Origin of the sequence: Schaalia meyeri (assembly GCF_900105015.1) — a bacterium.
Taxonomy (GTDB): domain Bacteria; phylum Actinomycetota; class Actinomycetes; order Actinomycetales; family Actinomycetaceae; genus Pauljensenia; species Pauljensenia meyeri.
On the sequence record NZ_FNLK01000012.1, the window covers coordinates 199,606 to 215,013 of the forward strand.

Here is a 15,408-nt window from a genome sequence, read left to right on the forward strand (position 1 = left end):
TACCTATGACCAACGATTCCCACAAGGCGCGCCTGGCCACGCTGGTGAAGGAGCTTTCCGTCACCCCAGGAAAGATCGCCCCGGCCCCTGGCAGCGACTCCGATTTCTGCGTGGATATGCGCCGCTCGACCCTGCACCACGAGGGCGCTCCCCTCATCGGGCACGTCATGTTGGATCTCCTGGAGGAATCAGGCTTCGCGGTCGGCGAGGAATACGTGGCGGTCGGCGGCCTGACCAAAGGCGCCGATCCGGTTGCGACCGCGATGCTGCACGCCGCCGCGTCGCGGGGCCTGGATCTGGATGCCTTCGTCGTGGGTGAGGCCGCGACGGGTCACGGCGTACAGGGCCGCATCGAGGGCCCGGATGTGGCGGGCAAGAACGTCGTGGTCCTTGGGGATACGTCTACGACCGGCGGCTCTTTGCTGGAGGCCGCGCTTACGCTGTGTGAGGCGGGCGCGAACGTCGTCGCTCTCGCCGTCATCGTCGATCGTGCTGCCGGCGCGAAGGAACGCATCGAGGCCGCGGGCTTCCCGTACTTTTACGCGCTGGATCCAGGCGATATCGGCCTGGCTTAGCTTTTCCCGCCACGAGGCCTGGGTCGGGTTCGGCGAACCCGACCCCGCATCGGGTGGGCGCTGGTCAGATGTGGGGCACGGCCCGCATGGCGCGCGCGGTCACCCAGCGCGGAGCGATCTTCATGGCGCCCATGGCGATCTTGTAGGGCACCGTGGGGGTGACCTGGATGCGCCCGGCGCGCACGGCTTGAAGGGCCGCGGTGACGACCTGCTCGGTGGATGCCATGAGCCAGGAGGGCGTGGCGCTCATGTCGACGCCGGCCCGCTCGAAGAATGGCGTGTTGACGGGTCCGGGGCACACGACGGTGGCGGTAATGCCTGAACCCGCCAGTTCGGCGGCCAGGCCCTCGGTGAAGGCCACGACCCAAGCCTTGTGCGCGGAGTATGTTCCGGCGCCGGTGCGCGAGGCGACGGAGCCGACGTTGAGAATGGCGCCGCGCCCACGTGAGCGCATCGAGACGCCTGCGTGGTGGGACAGGATCATGATGGCTCGGACCATGACGTCCAATCCCGCCAGTTCGGCGTCCAGGGTATTGTCCAGGAACTCGGTGCCCAGGCCGAAACCCGCGTTGTTCACGAGCAGGTCGACGGGCGCCAGGTCCGGCTTGTCGCGGTCTGCGGGGCCGCCCACGTCGAGGCGGGAGGCCAGGCGCTCGCAGCCCCCAGCCGTGGAGAGATCGGCGGCGATCGTCTCGGCGCGCACGCCGGCGACGTTTGTCAGCGAGGTCGCCAGAGCTCGCAGCGCGTCCTCGTGGCGCGCTGCGAGAACCAGGTCGTGGCCTGCGGCGGCCAGCTGCCAACAGAATTCTTCACCTATTCCGGAGGTTGCTCCGGTGACGAGTGCTGTTCCCATGGGGGAAGTGTAACCCGGCATATCGCGGGTGGCACGAGGCTGGGGCGGGGCGCTAGGTAGCGCCCCGCCCCAGCCAGGTGTGTCATCGGGTGCGGATGAGGTATCCCGCTCCGCCGCCCGCGAGTGCGGCCGGGATGACGAGGAGCGTGAGCCAGTAGGGGCTCCAGCCGCGCGTGCGCCCCAGCTCGGCTGACGCGGCGACGGGCAGAGGGTTGGCCGCATCATTCGCGCCGTCCATGGGGGAATCGGTCGCGCCGCTCTGAGCAGACTCACCGCTCATCGCGCCGCTCTGTGAGCTGGACGTGGAACCGTTTGCCTGGGTTGTGCCCGCCGATGGTGCCGCCTTGGGGGAGGTGACCGGCGTGCCCCCCGAGGAGTTGCCGGTCGCGGGCGCGGCGCCCGTCGACGTATTCGTTCGCGAGGAGTTCGCGCCGGAACCGGCGGAGGCGGGCGTGCGGTTCGTCGTGTTCGAGGTCTGGGTGCCTCCCGCGTTGGTGCGTCCTGCGTTTCCGGGGGGCGCGACGGGACCGGTGCGCGGAGCCGCAGGCGGAGCCGGGGCATTGGTGGGGGTCGGCGCGGGCGCTGGGTCCGCCCCCGGGGCCGGATTGGGCGCGGGGTCGGGTGTCGGGGCGGGGCTGGGGTCGGGTGTCGGGGCGGGACCGGGCGATGGGCTGGGTTCGGGCTGGGGGCTCGGTCCGGGGGACGGGGTATCCGATTCGTGGCCCGATCGCACGACCACCGTGAAGCTCTGCGGTTCAACGAGCTTACGGTCTCCGCTGCGCGCGCCCACCTCAATGCGGTAGGTTCCGGGCGCGCTGAAGACCCAGTTGCCGTGCATGTGGGTGGCTTCCTTCGTGCGAACGATGCCGTCGCCCTTGGTCGAATCGAAGTGGACCTTTGCGCTGCTGCCGAAGGTTCCCCCCTGGAAGAAGGCGGCGCGCGCGCCCTCGGGCGCCTCGGCGAGGTGCAGGGTGAGATCGGCGCCGTCGCCCAGGGCGGCATAGTCGATCCCCTCGGTGGACAGGCCGGGCCAGACGATGTCGCTCTTTTGTGTTTCGGGCAGGACGTAGGTCGCTGTCCCGACCGGGCCGAGGACGTCGTAGCTGGGGTCGGAAAGGGAAGCGGGCCGCACGAATCGGGCGTTGGGTCCGACTCCGAGGGTCGTGGAGGACAGGGTGCGCAGGACGGAGGTGCGCGCCGCGGTCAGGGAGTCATCCTTGATGGCCAGCCCGTAGGTCGTGCCCGACTTGCCGGTGTCCTGGGTGAGGCGCACGTCCAGGTGGCCGCTCGCGATCTTAACGGGATCGTTCAGGAGGGGCGAGGACGGGCCCGGGTTTTGCCCTTCTCCGGGACCGGGGCTGGGGCTGGGATCGGGCGTGGGGGTGGGAGCGGGGTTGGGTTCGTCCGGGCTGGGCGTTCCGGCGCGCATCTTGAGGGTGGCCGTGAGGCCGACGTGCTCGCCAACGGTGACGTTGCTGGCCTCAGCGACAGTCATGACCGCGTCGGAGAGGGGGTGGGGACGCAGGGTGACGCGCATGTACATGGGTTGTCCCTGGCACACGCCGAGATCCTGGGGTTTGCTGTCGGTTCCCCCCGCTCCGAGGGTGCCCTCCATGGAGCACCAGGGGCTGAAGTCGTTCTTGGATTCGAGGAACTCGATCTTGTAGGTGGCCCGCAGGTTCGGGTCGGCCGCGCGCACGGTGGCCATGTACTGGTCTTTCGTGCCGGGCTTCAGGTCGTAAGAGACGTCGACGCGGCGCGAGGAGACGGGCAGCCTGTCGGGATTCCAGGTGGGGGCGGGATCCGGGTTGGAGGGGCCGTGGATGCTGTCGCCGCCGCCGACGGTGACGGGCTCCGTGTTCTTCTGCGAGTACTGTGCCGCCTGAGAGATCCACCGGGCCGAGGAGGAGTCCCCCGGAATGTAGATCGCCTGGACGGCGGCGGCGTCCGCTCCGAGCAGCTCGGACACTTGAGCTCGCCCGCCCTGGACTGGAACCTCGGTCAGGAAGTAGCCGTTGACGGTGACCCACGCGCGCCCGCTGTCGGTGGCGACGCCCGTGTCGATGGTGATGTCGGTGAGGTGGTTATCGCCGGGGTGGGCGCGCTGCGTGTGCGGGGCGAGGGTCAGGGTGGGGGTGGCCGCCTCGCTGTCGGCCCGGGCGGCGCGCGCGTTGTCGTAGGCGGAGGCGATGTCCTTGATGGTCCCCTCGGAGGGGTTTTCCCCTCCGACCTGCCAGACCAGCGGGGTGAGTGGCGAGGAGTAGATCGCGGTCCCGTCGGCGCTGCGCGCGGTCATCTTGTAGGTGGCGACGTAGCGGCCGGGCTGCGTGAAGGTGGTGTAGAGGTGGGTGTGGCGGGGGTTGTAGACGCTGCGGTAGGCGGTGTCGTGGCTGGAGAGGAAGCGGTTAACGCTGTCTCCGTTATCGATGAACATCTCCATGCGTCCGGGACCGTCGACGCTCACGAGGTCCAGCGTGTAGGTTTCGCCTTCGAACTTGTCGGTGCTTCCGATTTCACCGGCGCCCAGGCCCGCCCAGATTGGCGTGTTGCCGGGACCGGGGTTCTGCGGAGCGGCGTTCAGCACGGTTCCTTCGGCACCGAGGAAGGACAGGTCGGGTCGCCCGGCGGGTACGGCGAGCTGCGACTTCGCCTCGTCCCTGTCGCTGGTTCCGGTCCATGCCTTGGGGAGCCACAGGACCGTTTTCTCCATCGGCATGTTGATGGTGTTGAGGGTAAAGCTGGAGGTGTCGTCGTGCCAGATGGGAATGGGGGCGTCAACGTGTTGTCGGGTGACGATCCAATCCTTGTCCTGATCCGGCCCTGCCCATGCGGTCGTGGGGGCCAGTGCCAGGAACAGGGCGACAGCTGCTGTGCTAACGCGTCGCAGGTATGACATGCGGGTGCCTCTTCTAGCTATGTTGTAGGTGAGAATCATTATCACTTAGAATTGGCTCTCGCACAACTCCGTGTTTCACACATGTTTCACGACAGAGTTTCGCCGCGCACCCCTTCGCCGCACCCCGATAGGCTCTCACCATGAGAATCGCGACCTGGAACGTCAACTCCATCCGCACGCGCATAGACCGCGTCCAAGCCTTCCTCGAGCGCTCACACACGGACGTGCTGGCCATGCAGGAGATCAAGTGCAGGCCAGAACAGTTCCCCACCACGCCCTTCGAGCAGGCCGGATACCACGTGGCGATCCACGGGCAGGGCCAGTGGAACGGGGTCGCCGTCGCCTCGCGCCTGCCTATCACCGACATACAGGACCACTTTCCCACCCAGCCCGGTTTTGGAACACCGCCCACGGTCGAGGCACGCGCGCTCGGCGTCACCATCGACACGTCCGACGCGCTCCTACCGAAGGAGGGAGAGGCCTCGTCCCTGACAGTCTGGAGCCTGTACGTACCTAACGGGCGCGAGCTCACCCATCCGCACTACGCATACAAGCTGGACTGGCTCGCCAAGCTCGCCGAGCAGGGACGCTCCTGGCTGAGTGACCCAGGCGCCCGGATCGCGCTCGTCGGAGACTGGAACGTCGCCCCGAACGACGAGGACGTGTGGGACATGGCCGCCTTCGAGGACTCGACCCACGTGTCCGCACCCGAACGCGAGGCATTCGCCGCCTTCGCGCGCGACGGCTGGATCGAAGTCACCCGGGACCGCGTGACGAACTACACCTACTGGGACTACCAGAAGCTACGCTTCCCCAGGAACCAGGGCATGCGTATCGACTTCGCGTACTGTTCGGCAGCGCTGGCGGCGCGGGTGACGAACGCCCAGATCGACCGCGACGAGCGCAAGGGGAAAGGCGCGTCCGACCACGTGCCCGTCATCATCGACGTCGCCTAGAATCCTCAATGATCCCCGGGCCCCTCTCACCGGGTCGAAGGCCTCGGCTTCAGGCTCGCTGCCGCGCGAGTTTCACCAGCGCGGCATTGAGGGCAGGCCAGTTGTCGCGATGCCACTGGCCGAACGGCCTGGCGCCCACAAAGCAAGCGCTCGCCCCCAGGTCACGGTCGGCCCACACGAAAGAACCCGACTGCCCGAAGTGCCCGATCGTGCGCGGGGAGGCGTCGGGCGCAGTCCAGTGCGGCGACTTATCGCCCCGAATCTCCAGGCCGAGGCCCCACGGACACGGCGCGTGGCGCCCGTATCCGGGCACGACCCCGGCCAGCGCGGGGAACTGCGACGTCGCCGCCAGCGCGGCCAGTGGCTCGCTGATCAGGCTTGGGCATGCAAGCTCCGCCCCGAAGAGGCTGAGATCGGCGGCGCTGGCGATTCCGGCGTGGGCGGGGCTGCCGGGGATGTCGGCCGAATCCATGCCCAGGGGCTCGAAGACGGTGTTTCGCACCCAGTCCGCGACACCGACACCCGTCGCCGCCGCGACGGCCTCGCCCAGCACGTCGTAGCCCTCGTTGGAGTAGATTCGCCGCTTCAGCGGAGCCGCCACCGCCCGACGTCCCTCAAAGGGCAGGCCCGAGGCGTGAGACAGCAGGTGACGCACCGTCGCTCCCGGCACTCCGACGGGATCATCCAGCGTAATCAGGCCGCGCTCAACGGCTATCAGCACCGACCACGCAACGATCGGCTTGGTCACTGACGCCAGCGGGAACACCCGCCCGCTATCGCCGTACGAATAGACGATGTCGCCCCCGACGCGAAGGACGAGGGCGACATCGAAAGACGGCAGGGGTGCGATCACGCGGTAGCCTCCGGGGCTGCCGCTTCGACGGCGGCGGTCTTCTCGCTGATCTTACGCAGCGTTCGCGCGTAGACCTCGGCGACCTCCTCAGGAACGGCCGCGCCGAGCTGCAGCACGTAGTGTGCGGGCAGGTGCAGGAGCTGCACGCACACGGCCAGGAAGTCAGCGACGAATTCGCGGGCGTCGATCGGCTCGTCGTTATAGCGCGCCGAGACGACCGATCCGTACCAGTAGCGGATCAGTATCTTCGCGAGAGTACGGGGGGTGGTGCCGATATCGGTTCCCTCCTCCTCGACGAAGTTCTGAATCATGACGGCGAGGGCTTCCTCCATCTGCTGCGTGCGGTACTTGTAGTGGGTGTGTGCGGGGTGCGCCTCGGAGGAGGCCTCGGCCCACAAAACACAGTCCAGGGCGATGGCGGCGTCCGCGCCGGGCTTCATGGCGAAACGCATCTCGCCGACCGCCCAGTCAACAAAAGAGCCTGCGGTAATTCCGCCTTCGTCAAAGCCACCTTCCGTTTCGTCGTTAATGGTGACGTCGAAGAGGGCGTTCATCTCCTCGTGACGCTGAATCGCGCTGCGCAGGATCGCTTCCTTTGAGGGGAAGTGATAGACGACGGCGGGGTGCGAAATACCGACTCGACGACCGAGGTCACGCAGAGAGAAACCGTTATAGCCTCGCTCTGCAATCAGGACCATAGCTGCCGAGAGGATGGATTCGCGCGTCGCCTGCCCGACGGAGTAAGCGCCACGGGCCTTCCTCTGGGTTGTCATACTCATCTCCTGCTGTCGCGGACGCCGCATTACGAGGGTCCGAAATACAAACTGGTTGTCAGTGTAGCGCGCTATCTCAGGGATTATCAACATTCATGACAAGCCCGTCAATGGAATTGTCGATGTCAGCAGTCACATTCTGACCATCTTGCACGTCGCCGCTCAGCAGCAACTTTGCCAATCGATCCCCTATCTCACGCTGAATCAAGCGTCGCAACGGACGCGCCCCAAACGCGGGATCAAAGCCCACGCGAGCCAGCCAACTGCGCGCAGATTCACTCACTGTCAAGCCAATACGGCGGTCGCGCAAACGGTCTTGCATCGAGCACACCAGCAGATCCACGATTTCGGCCAGGTTTTCGGGAGTAAGTGTGTCAAATACGACAGTCTCATCCAATCGGTTAAGAAACTCCGGGCGAAAACTTGCGCGAACGACAGACATGACGGCCTCCCGTTTGCCATCGGGTGTCAAATCCGGATCCGCCAGGAACTGAGACCCCAGGTTCGACGTGAGGATCAAGATGGTGTGACGGAAGTCCACCGTCCGCCCCTGGCCGTCGGTGAGACGCCCGTCATCAAGAACCTGCAAGAGAATGTCGAAGATCTCAGGATCGGCCTTTTCAACTTCGTCCAAGAGGACCACCGAATACGGCCGACGGCGCACAGCTTCGGTCAGTTGACCGCCCTGTTCGTAGCCGACGTACCCCGGAGGGGCGCCGACCAGTCGAGCGACCGAGTGCTTCTCCGAGTACTCGGACATGTCGATGCGAACCATGGCCCGCTCATCATCAAAAAGAAACTCCGCCAGCGACTTGGCCAGCTCGGTCTTTCCGACGCCCGTGGGCCCCAGGAACAGGAAGGAACCGGTGGGACGGTTCGGGTCGGACAACCCCGCGCGCGAACGGCGCACCGCGTCGGAGACCGCACGAACGGCGTCCGCCTGACCAATCAGGCGCTTGCCCAGCTCCGCCTCCATGTGTAAGAGCTTGTCGGTCTCGGTCTGCAGGAGCTTTCCCGTGGGGATACCCGTCCAGCCTTCGATCACCTCGGCGATCTCGGCGGGACCGACCTTTTCGGCGATCATGGGTTCCTGATCGCCGGGGGATTCCTGGGCCTTAGCCCGCGCCTCCTCTTCGGCGATTTGGCGTTCAACCGCTGGAATCTCGCCATTTTGCAGGCGACCGGCTTCCTCCCAGCGCCCCTCTCGCACCGCCAGCTCCAGCTGCGTGCGCATCGAGTCCAGCTGGGCGCGCAGGTCGCCCACGCGGTTATGCCCGGCCTTCTCGGCCTCCCAGCGCGCGGTCAGGGCGCGCAGCCGCTCCTCGCGATCCGCCAGGTCGGCGCGCAGCCTGCTCAAACGCTCCTGGGTGGCCGCGTCGTCCCCGTCGGGATCGGACTCGGCCAGGTAGGATTCCTCCATGCGCAGGCGATCCACGCTGCGGTGCAACTCGTCGATCTCGACCGGCGAGGAATCCAGCTCCATACGCAGGCGCGAGGCGGCCTCGTCGATCAGATCAATGGCCTTATCGGGCAGCTGACGGCCCGATATGTGCCGGTTCGACAGCGTTGCCGCGGCGACCAGCGCCCCGTCGGAGATGGTCACCTTATGGTGCGCCTCGTACTTCGGGGCGATGCCGCGCAGGATTGCGATCGTGTCCTCCACCGAGGGTTCGCCGACGAACACCTGCTGGAAACGGCGCTCAAGCGCGGGGTCCTTTTCGATGTTCTCGCGGTACTCGTCCAGCGTGGTCGCGCCGACCATGCGCAGCTCCCCGCGCGCCAGCATGGGTTTGAGCATGTTGCCCGCGTCCATGGCGCCTTCGGAGCCGCCGCCCGCTCCGACGACGGTGTGCAGCTCGTCGATGAAGGTGATGATCTGGCCATCGGAGCGAGCGATCTCGGCCAGGACTGCCTTGAGGCGCTCCTCGAACTCGCCGCGATACTTCGCGCCGGCGACCATTGAGGACACGTCCAGGGAAACCAGCCGCTTGTCGCGCAGGGACTCGGGGACATCCCCCGCGACGATGCGCTGAGCCAAGCCTTCGACGACGGCGGTCTTGCCGACGCCCGGCTCGCCGATCAGCACGGGGTTGTTCTTCGTGCGGCGCGAGAGGACCTGGATGACGCGCCGAATCTCATTATCGCGCCCGATGACGGGGTCGAGCTTGCCCTCGCGCGCGACCTCGGTGAGGTCGCGGCCGTACTTGGACAGGGCTTCAAAGGAGCCTTCGGGGTCCGCCGAGGTGATCGGGTCGGGGCGCAGCTGGGCGAGAGCCTGCGTCAGGGCCTCGGCTGTGGCCCCGCCCCGGGTGAGGACACGCCCCGCCTCGCTGTCCGAGGCCGCCAAGGCGATGAGCAGGTGCTCGGTGGACACGTACTGGTCCCCCGCTTTCTCGGCGCGCTCGCTGGCGTCCTGAACGACGGCAACCAGTGCTCGCGAGGGATGCGCCGCCCCCGCGGACACCCCCTGGGTTGAGGGCAGTGCCACGAGCGAGTTTCGGGTGTGCGCGCCGATTGCACGGGAGTCGGCTCCCACCGCTTCCAGAAGAGCCAGCGCGATGCCTTCGCTCTGTTCGATGAGCGCTTCGAGCAGGTGGATGGGCTCAACCTGCGGGTTCCCGGCCGCCGAAGCGGCCTGGAGCGCGGAGGCGACTGCCTCCTGCGCTTTCGTCGTCATCTCACGTGCCATGAGAATTGTTCCTCCAAATTGTTTGCACCGTTGCGTCGATGGTTCTCAACGCCTTGACTAGCACAACGAAAGCAAAGTTGAGTCTATTCCACTCAATGTTCTATGAGGTCGAGGAGACAGCTCAGTCTTCCGGAAGCCAGGTGGGTCCGTCGAAGCCGCGCTGATGCCCGCCCGACCCTCCCGGCCCCTCATCATCGTCGAGGCCGTAGCGCTCCGCGAGCGCCCGAAACAGCTGCAGAGTCGTGGCCAGCGCACACATCACCTGCTGCACCAGCTGCGCGTCCGTGGCACCGTACTCGTAGTCACCGTTCACCTCGGCCACAACGCGGTTGCCGTCAACCCGGTCGGCCGCATAGGATTTGGGCCAGAGGAATTCCCCGTGCCAGGCCTGCAGGAAATCGCGCAGGTCATCCCCGTACTCGGCGGGGACGAGCTGCTTCATGAAGGCAACGATCGAGAGGACCTCGCGCGAGTCCCCCAGGAAGCGGAAGCAAAACAGATGTCCCTCCCACAGGCCGCACAGATCGCCGTCGCCATCAATGCGCCAGCTCCACCCTTCGGAATCAAAGAGGAGTCCCAGCCGCTCCTGCGTGATGGGACGAACCATATCAAAGCGGTTCGCTTCGAACTCTGAATTACCCGTGGCAATTCCTTCCACCGTCGCTTCGTTGCCCCTCCCCCATTGTTCCACATCGGAGGCGGCATCGTGAGACGGAGTGTGGCCACGAGGCGTTTTTTCGCCGTCGTTTCCCCCGTCGGCGCCCTCCCGCCACAGCCAGCCCATGACGACTCTCCTACTCGCGTTGATTATCCCTGACGCATCGCTGCGTCTGCCTCCGGGGTGGATCCACACAGGCCGCCACCGCCGTTAATCTGCGTATGCACACCCATTGGCCACCTCCTCTGCTCACCACGACGTGTCATCAGCATGTGTATCGATGGCTTTACAGTAGCGCAGAATCAGCGAAAAACCAACGCTTTGGGGCCATCTTGAGCACGCGCAGCACATGTGAGGAGCGGGGATGGAACCATCACTGCAGCTCACCCGGGGGACCCAACACAGCAATTACACTAATGTAATGTTGCTCACATTATGCTACATCTCTTGCGGGCTACCCATTTTTCGACTAGTGAAATCAACCTTGCGTTTCGCCGCCATTCGGAATCCCCTGCGCGGCGGGCGCGGGCGGGACCATCGCGGACGGAGCGACCGGCATCGGCAGGGACGGCAGGGGCAGCGACCGCGCGCTGCGAGAGACCAATCCTCGCAGCGCCCGCTCAGCCGGACCGCGCGACGATCCCGCCGCCTCGGCCAGGACACACCCGATCCCGATAAACGCCCACACGCAAAGGGCGATCAAACCACCTACCGCGTCACCGACAACGCGCACGCCGAACACTCCGAGCGCGCCAAACACGCCGGCAAAGAGAATCGTCTGCGACAGGTACGCGGTCATCGAACGCCGTCCGATGGCACTGAAGAAGGTACAGACCGTGCCGAGGTTCTCACGCGGGCCACCACCCACGAGCGCCAGGAGAGCCAGCCACCCGCACGCGCCCACGACACCGGAGGCGTGGAACAGCGGATTCGCCCAGGTCCCCGCCCCCACGAAACCCCAGCCCAACTGGCCGAGCGCATAGGGGAGGCCGCCGACAGCTCCCACGGCGAGGCCACCGACAGCGATGGCCCCGAGGAGCGCGCCGCGTCCGCGCGGATCCTGTAGGAGCCCCCATCGTGCGACGCCGACGCCGATCATGACGCAGGGGACCACGAGGGACAGCAGGGTCGTCACGGGAGTGATGCCCGCCCACTCGCCGAGCGACATCAGCGGATAGGTCAACCGAAGCGTTCCCCGAGGGGCGGCGGCCAGCGCCATGGGGGCGCTCCCCACGACCATCGCGATCCCCCACATCGACCACAGGCTGAACGCCGTGAAGACGGCGGCGATAAGGCTCATCAGCCACGCGCGCGCGGAGACGATGACCTCGGCGAAGACGACCGCGACCAGACCGTAGGAACCGATGATGTCGCCCGCGAACACGATTCCGTGCAGGGCTCCGAAGGCCAGCATCCACCAGCCGCGGCGGCGGATCAACCGTGAGGCGGCGCGGCGCGCCCGACGCTCCACTTCCTCATTGAAAATCTGCCACTGGACGGGTGCCCATCCGGCGCTGATCTCGGTCGGCAGGGCCTCCCTGGCCGCGCGTCGCTCTCGCTCAATGGTGCGGGCCGCCATGATCGCCATGCCGAATCCGAACAAAATCGAAAAGAGCGGGTAGGCGCGGCGATCGACGAAAAGGGTGCGCGCGACGAACCACCACTGGTCGGCGGCGCTCATAGCCTCCACCATCGCGGTGCCGTTCGCCGGGTAGTCCGGGAAGTACTTCAACCACCAGGGCACGTTCGCCAGGGCGATCAGCGCCAGCATGAATCCGCGCGCAACGTCGGGAGAGGGAAAACGCAGCTGACGTTCTCCCGTGAAGGACAGGGTGGACATGGGGTTCCTCTCGCGTCAATCCGTTGGCGTGACGCACGGCGAGAGGCGAGGCCGAACAAGCTCTCGCCCCTCGCCCCGCCAGGCCGCTTGCGTCAGCCGATGGCCGACATCATCGCCTGCTGCCGAATCGCGCGCCGCCTGCGATTAGCTCGCACAACCAAAACGATGCCGACGATCATCACAATGATGCCGCCCACGCCGACAACCGTCGACCAGATAAGCGCGCTTCCCAACAACGACATCAGATCGCCGGCACCTATGTTCATGCCCGTCAAGTTAGATTTCTGGTCCATGCCATCGCACTGGACCTTGTAGGTCCCCGGCGTCAGCCCGTCCAGCGAATAGACGTTCCGCGCACCCTGGAAGGGTTTCATCGAGTGCGCCTGGCCATTCGCATCAGTCATGGTGCAAGAATCTGCGTTTCCGTTGCCAACTACGACCGTGTACCTGCCGCTATCCGTCACCTCAACGGAATCGCCGTTGCGAATAGCCTGGCTTTCGACGGCGATATCGGCCAGCCTCTGAGAACCCGTGTACATCGCCACGAAGAAGACGACCGGGGCGACGATGAGCATCATGACAACGCCCAAGACAATCATGATCGTTCCGGGGGCGCGACTGGGCAGCTTACCGGTGGCCGCCGTCGCCAATCCCCCATAGCCGCCACCGTAGGCGGCACCTGGAGTGCCCTGGGGTGCTCCGGGCGTCGGGGCACTCGCGCCGCCCTGGTCATACTGCGGCCAGGGGGTGCCCTGTCCGTCGGGAACGCCGTAGGGAGTGGGATTCGACATGAGTTAACCTTCCCGGAGATGAGTTTTCTCAAGCATAGCAGCGCCCAGAACCCGACCGCGCATCACGGGAAATGAACGCCCTGGAGGCGCTGCCTCCGCAGCTCATCCACCCCGGGTATTTCAAGGGGATCCAGCTCGGCTCCGGTCGCGCGCGTCAACAGCAGATCCGCCAGCTCCGGGTTACGAGCCAGCACGGGACCGTGCATGTAGGTGGCGACGATAGAACCCTGGATCGCCCCATCGTACGTCAGCTCGGGGGCAGCTGCGCCCTCGGGCATCCCGTTACCCACCCCCGCGACGACGCGCCCTAAGGGGGCCGCATCGGGACCGAGGACCGTTGCACCACCGTGATTTTCGAAGCCGGTGAGGGGCTGGGTCAGCCCCTCTATGAGCGGAGTGGAGACCAACTCGCCGATGGCTCGGTGGCCCTGCGGCTGCGTCGTGATATCGAGGACTCCCATGCCGGCTACGCGGGTAGTGCTTGCATCCTCATACCAGTGCCCCAGCACCTGCAATGACGCGCAGATCGCCAGCAGCGGGCGCCCGGCGTCGAGGGCGCGGGCCAGGCCCGACGTGCCCCTGAACCTCGCGGCCGCGAGCGCCTGCGCGGTGTCCTCTCCCCCGCCGAGCGTGTAGATGTCCAGGCTATCGGGGATCGGGTCGGTCAGGCCGACGTGAACCACCTCGGCGTCGATACCGCGCCTGCGGGCACGTTCCGCCAGGATCAGGGCGTTGCCCGCGTCTCCGTAGGTGCCCAGCACCTCGGGCATAAGGACACCGATACGCAGCGTTGAAACGCTCACTTCTTCCCTTCCTTTCGGTCGAGCACGATCGTGAAGTCGCGCATGGCCGTGTAGTTCAGGAGCACCTCCACGCGACCGGGTTCGCACAGTGCCAGGGCATCCATCGGTGTCGACGCGAGCTCGCAGTGAACGCCTGCGTATTCGAGGCGCACGGCCAGGTCGGCACCGCGTTCACCGCAGGCGATAACGCGCCGACCTGGCTGGTTCACCAGGGAGAAGTCCACGTCCCACAGCCACGAGAGATCCTGCCCGTCGGGCACCTGTCCGTTGACGCCGATGACGACCTGTGCGGCGCCGGGGTCGATCATCGTCATGGCTTCCTGCCAGCCGGCGGGATTCTTCGCCAGCATGAGTCGGGAGCGTCGCCCGTCTACGTCGTGGACCGAGTAGCGTCCCGCCACCTCCGTGACCTCACTGACGGCCTGGGCGGCGATGACGGGGTCGATCCCCATGGCGACGGCCGCGGCGACGGCCTGCGCGGCGTTGCCCAGGTTCGCGCGCCCGGGCAGCTTGAGCGCCAGGGGGACGGCGGTGTCGTTTGGGCCGTGGAGCAGCGCTCGTGGCCCCTCGGGGGCCAGATCAACATCGGTGAGCCACCAGTGGGGGGTGGGCCTGCGATTCAGGGAGGGCAGTTCCTCTCCCTCGAATGCGGGGATCAGGTGCCAGCCGCCATCGCCGCGAACGACGCGCCCGCCCCTGGGGTATGCGGCCGAGTCGCCTCCCCATCCGGCACCCGCGGCGACCCACACGACGTTCGGGTTGTCAGCCGCTGCGGAAACGACCAGCGGGTCGTCGCAGTTGGCGACGATGACGGCACCTGGGTGAGCCGCGGCGCCCTCGCGCAGGCGTCGTTCGACCGAGCCGATCTCGCCCACGCGATCGAGCTGGTCGCGAGAGAGGTTTAGGTAGACAAAAACTGCGGGATCCACCTCCGCCGCCACGGCGGGCACGTGCATCTCATCGACTTCGAGGGCCGCGCGCGCAGCGTCCTTGCCGCGCATGAGCGCCGTGATGACGCCGGAGGTCATGTTGTCGCCGTTGGTGTTGGAGGCGACGGATCCGGCGCTTTCCAGGGCGGCTCGCACCATGCGTGTGGTCGTCGACTTTCCGTTGGTTCCCGTGATGATGACACAGGAATAGGCGGCGGCGAGTTCGGCGAGGAACCTCGGGGACAGACGCATCGCGACCTCTCCCCCGATCATGCCACCCGATCCGCGCCCGAGTGCTCGGGAAGCGAAGCGGGCGGCCATGCCGGCCGCGTTAGCCACGCGCGAGCGCACCGATAGGTGATGCGTTGAGTTCGTCATGCTCCCACGGTAACGCATGCGGAGCCCCGGACGCGTCGCCTGTTGGCGCCGAAGGAGACCAGGACCGGGCGCGGACCCGCTTTGGGGGCGGGCCCACTCGCGCGACACGCCGTTTCACAGCAGGCCCACACATATAGTTACACATGCCACATTGGCGTTACCTGCACCATGTCGCTGTGATGCCATCGACACATCCGTGCAACACAATCCGTTTCGACACCTGCCAGGAGGCACGGCGCAGAGCCGTCGAAATGAGTGCAATTGCAAGGAAAAACAACCGCGAAAGCGGAGGCGACAGCCGAGGGAATCTGCCGCGAGAGACCAGCGCATCTGACGCACGCAATCCGCACCACCCCTGCACATTTGTGCGAACCGCTGCCCGCAGCGACCACCGACTATCAAAACCAGCTGTGA

Annotated in this window: 12 protein-coding genes; 2 read left to right on the forward strand and 10 right to left on the reverse strand. The window is 66.3% G+C overall.

Going from position 1 to position 15,408, the window contains the following annotated elements; all coding sequences use genetic code 11:
* Positions 1-5: 5 nt before the first annotated feature.
* The gene (locus BLT68_RS06335) at positions 6-575 is read left to right on the forward strand and encodes an orotate phosphoribosyltransferase (RefSeq protein WP_070778473.1); all 570 of its coding nucleotides are present in this window, start codon (positions 6-8) and stop codon (positions 573-575) included.
* 64 nt (positions 576-639) lie between these two features.
* Here BLT68_RS06335 and BLT68_RS06340 read toward each other — a convergent pair whose 3' ends face one another.
* The gene (locus BLT68_RS06340) at positions 640-1,428 is read right to left on the reverse strand and encodes an SDR family NAD(P)-dependent oxidoreductase (protein ID WP_074633304.1); all 789 of its coding nucleotides are present in this window, start codon (positions 1,426-1,428) and stop codon (positions 640-642) included.
* A gap of 82 nt (positions 1,429-1,510) precedes the next feature.
* Positions 1,511-4,324: a choice-of-anchor M domain-containing protein gene (locus BLT68_RS06345; protein ID WP_074633305.1), complete on the reverse strand. Its 2,814-nt coding sequence runs from the start codon at positions 4,322-4,324 to the stop codon at positions 1,511-1,513.
* 140 nt (positions 4,325-4,464) lie between these two features.
* On the opposite strand from BLT68_RS06345, the gene BLT68_RS06350 reads away from it, so the two are divergent.
* Positions 4,465-5,280: an exodeoxyribonuclease III gene (locus BLT68_RS06350; RefSeq protein WP_074633307.1), complete on the forward strand. Its 816-nt coding sequence runs from the start codon at positions 4,465-4,467 to the stop codon at positions 5,278-5,280.
* 49 nt (positions 5,281-5,329) lie between these two features.
* Here the strand turns inward: BLT68_RS06350 and BLT68_RS06355 are convergent, their stop codons facing one another.
* From BLT68_RS06355 to BLT68_RS06390, 8 genes are all read right to left on the reverse strand, one after another.
* On the reverse strand, positions 5,330-6,133 hold the full coding sequence (locus tag BLT68_RS06355; RefSeq protein ID WP_074633308.1) for a serine hydrolase domain-containing protein: 804 nt from the start codon (positions 6,131-6,133) through the stop codon (positions 5,330-5,332).
* Positions 6,130-6,906, reverse strand: coding sequence for a TetR/AcrR family transcriptional regulator (locus BLT68_RS06360; protein ID WP_070778481.1), 777 nt, complete (start codon positions 6,904-6,906; stop codon positions 6,130-6,132). The genes BLT68_RS06355 and BLT68_RS06360 overlap by 4 nt, the downstream gene beginning before the upstream one ends.
* Positions 6,907-6,982: 76 nt before the next feature.
* Positions 6,983-9,595 (reverse strand): ATP-dependent chaperone ClpB, encoded by a 2,613-nt coding sequence (gene clpB, locus BLT68_RS06365; RefSeq protein ID WP_074633310.1) that lies wholly within the window; start codon positions 9,593-9,595, stop codon positions 6,983-6,985.
* A 121-nt stretch (positions 9,596-9,716) separates the two neighbouring features.
* Positions 9,717-10,379 carry a type III secretion system chaperone family protein gene (locus BLT68_RS06370; protein ID WP_050695702.1) on the reverse strand — a complete coding sequence of 221 codons (663 nt, stop codon included), beginning with the start codon at positions 10,377-10,379 and terminating at the stop codon, positions 9,717-9,719.
* 352 nt (positions 10,380-10,731) lie between these two features.
* Positions 10,732-12,093: a DUF418 domain-containing protein gene (locus BLT68_RS06375; protein WP_074633312.1), complete on the reverse strand. Its 1,362-nt coding sequence runs from the start codon at positions 12,091-12,093 to the stop codon at positions 10,732-10,734.
* A 92-nt stretch (positions 12,094-12,185) separates the two neighbouring features.
* A complete protein-coding gene (locus BLT68_RS06380; RefSeq protein ID WP_074633313.1) occupies positions 12,186-12,884 on the reverse strand; it encodes a hypothetical protein in 699 nt (232 codons plus the stop codon).
* A gap of 62 nt (positions 12,885-12,946) precedes the next feature.
* Positions 12,947-13,687: a type 1 glutamine amidotransferase gene (locus BLT68_RS06385; protein WP_074633315.1), complete on the reverse strand. Its 741-nt coding sequence runs from the start codon at positions 13,685-13,687 to the stop codon at positions 12,947-12,949.
* Complete coding sequence (locus BLT68_RS06390; RefSeq protein WP_173546207.1) at positions 13,684-14,994, reverse strand: Mur ligase family protein; 1,311 nt, start codon at positions 14,992-14,994, stop codon at positions 13,684-13,686. Before BLT68_RS06390 ends, BLT68_RS06385 begins: the two co-directional genes overlap by 4 nt.
* Positions 14,995-15,408: the final 414 nt, after the last annotated feature.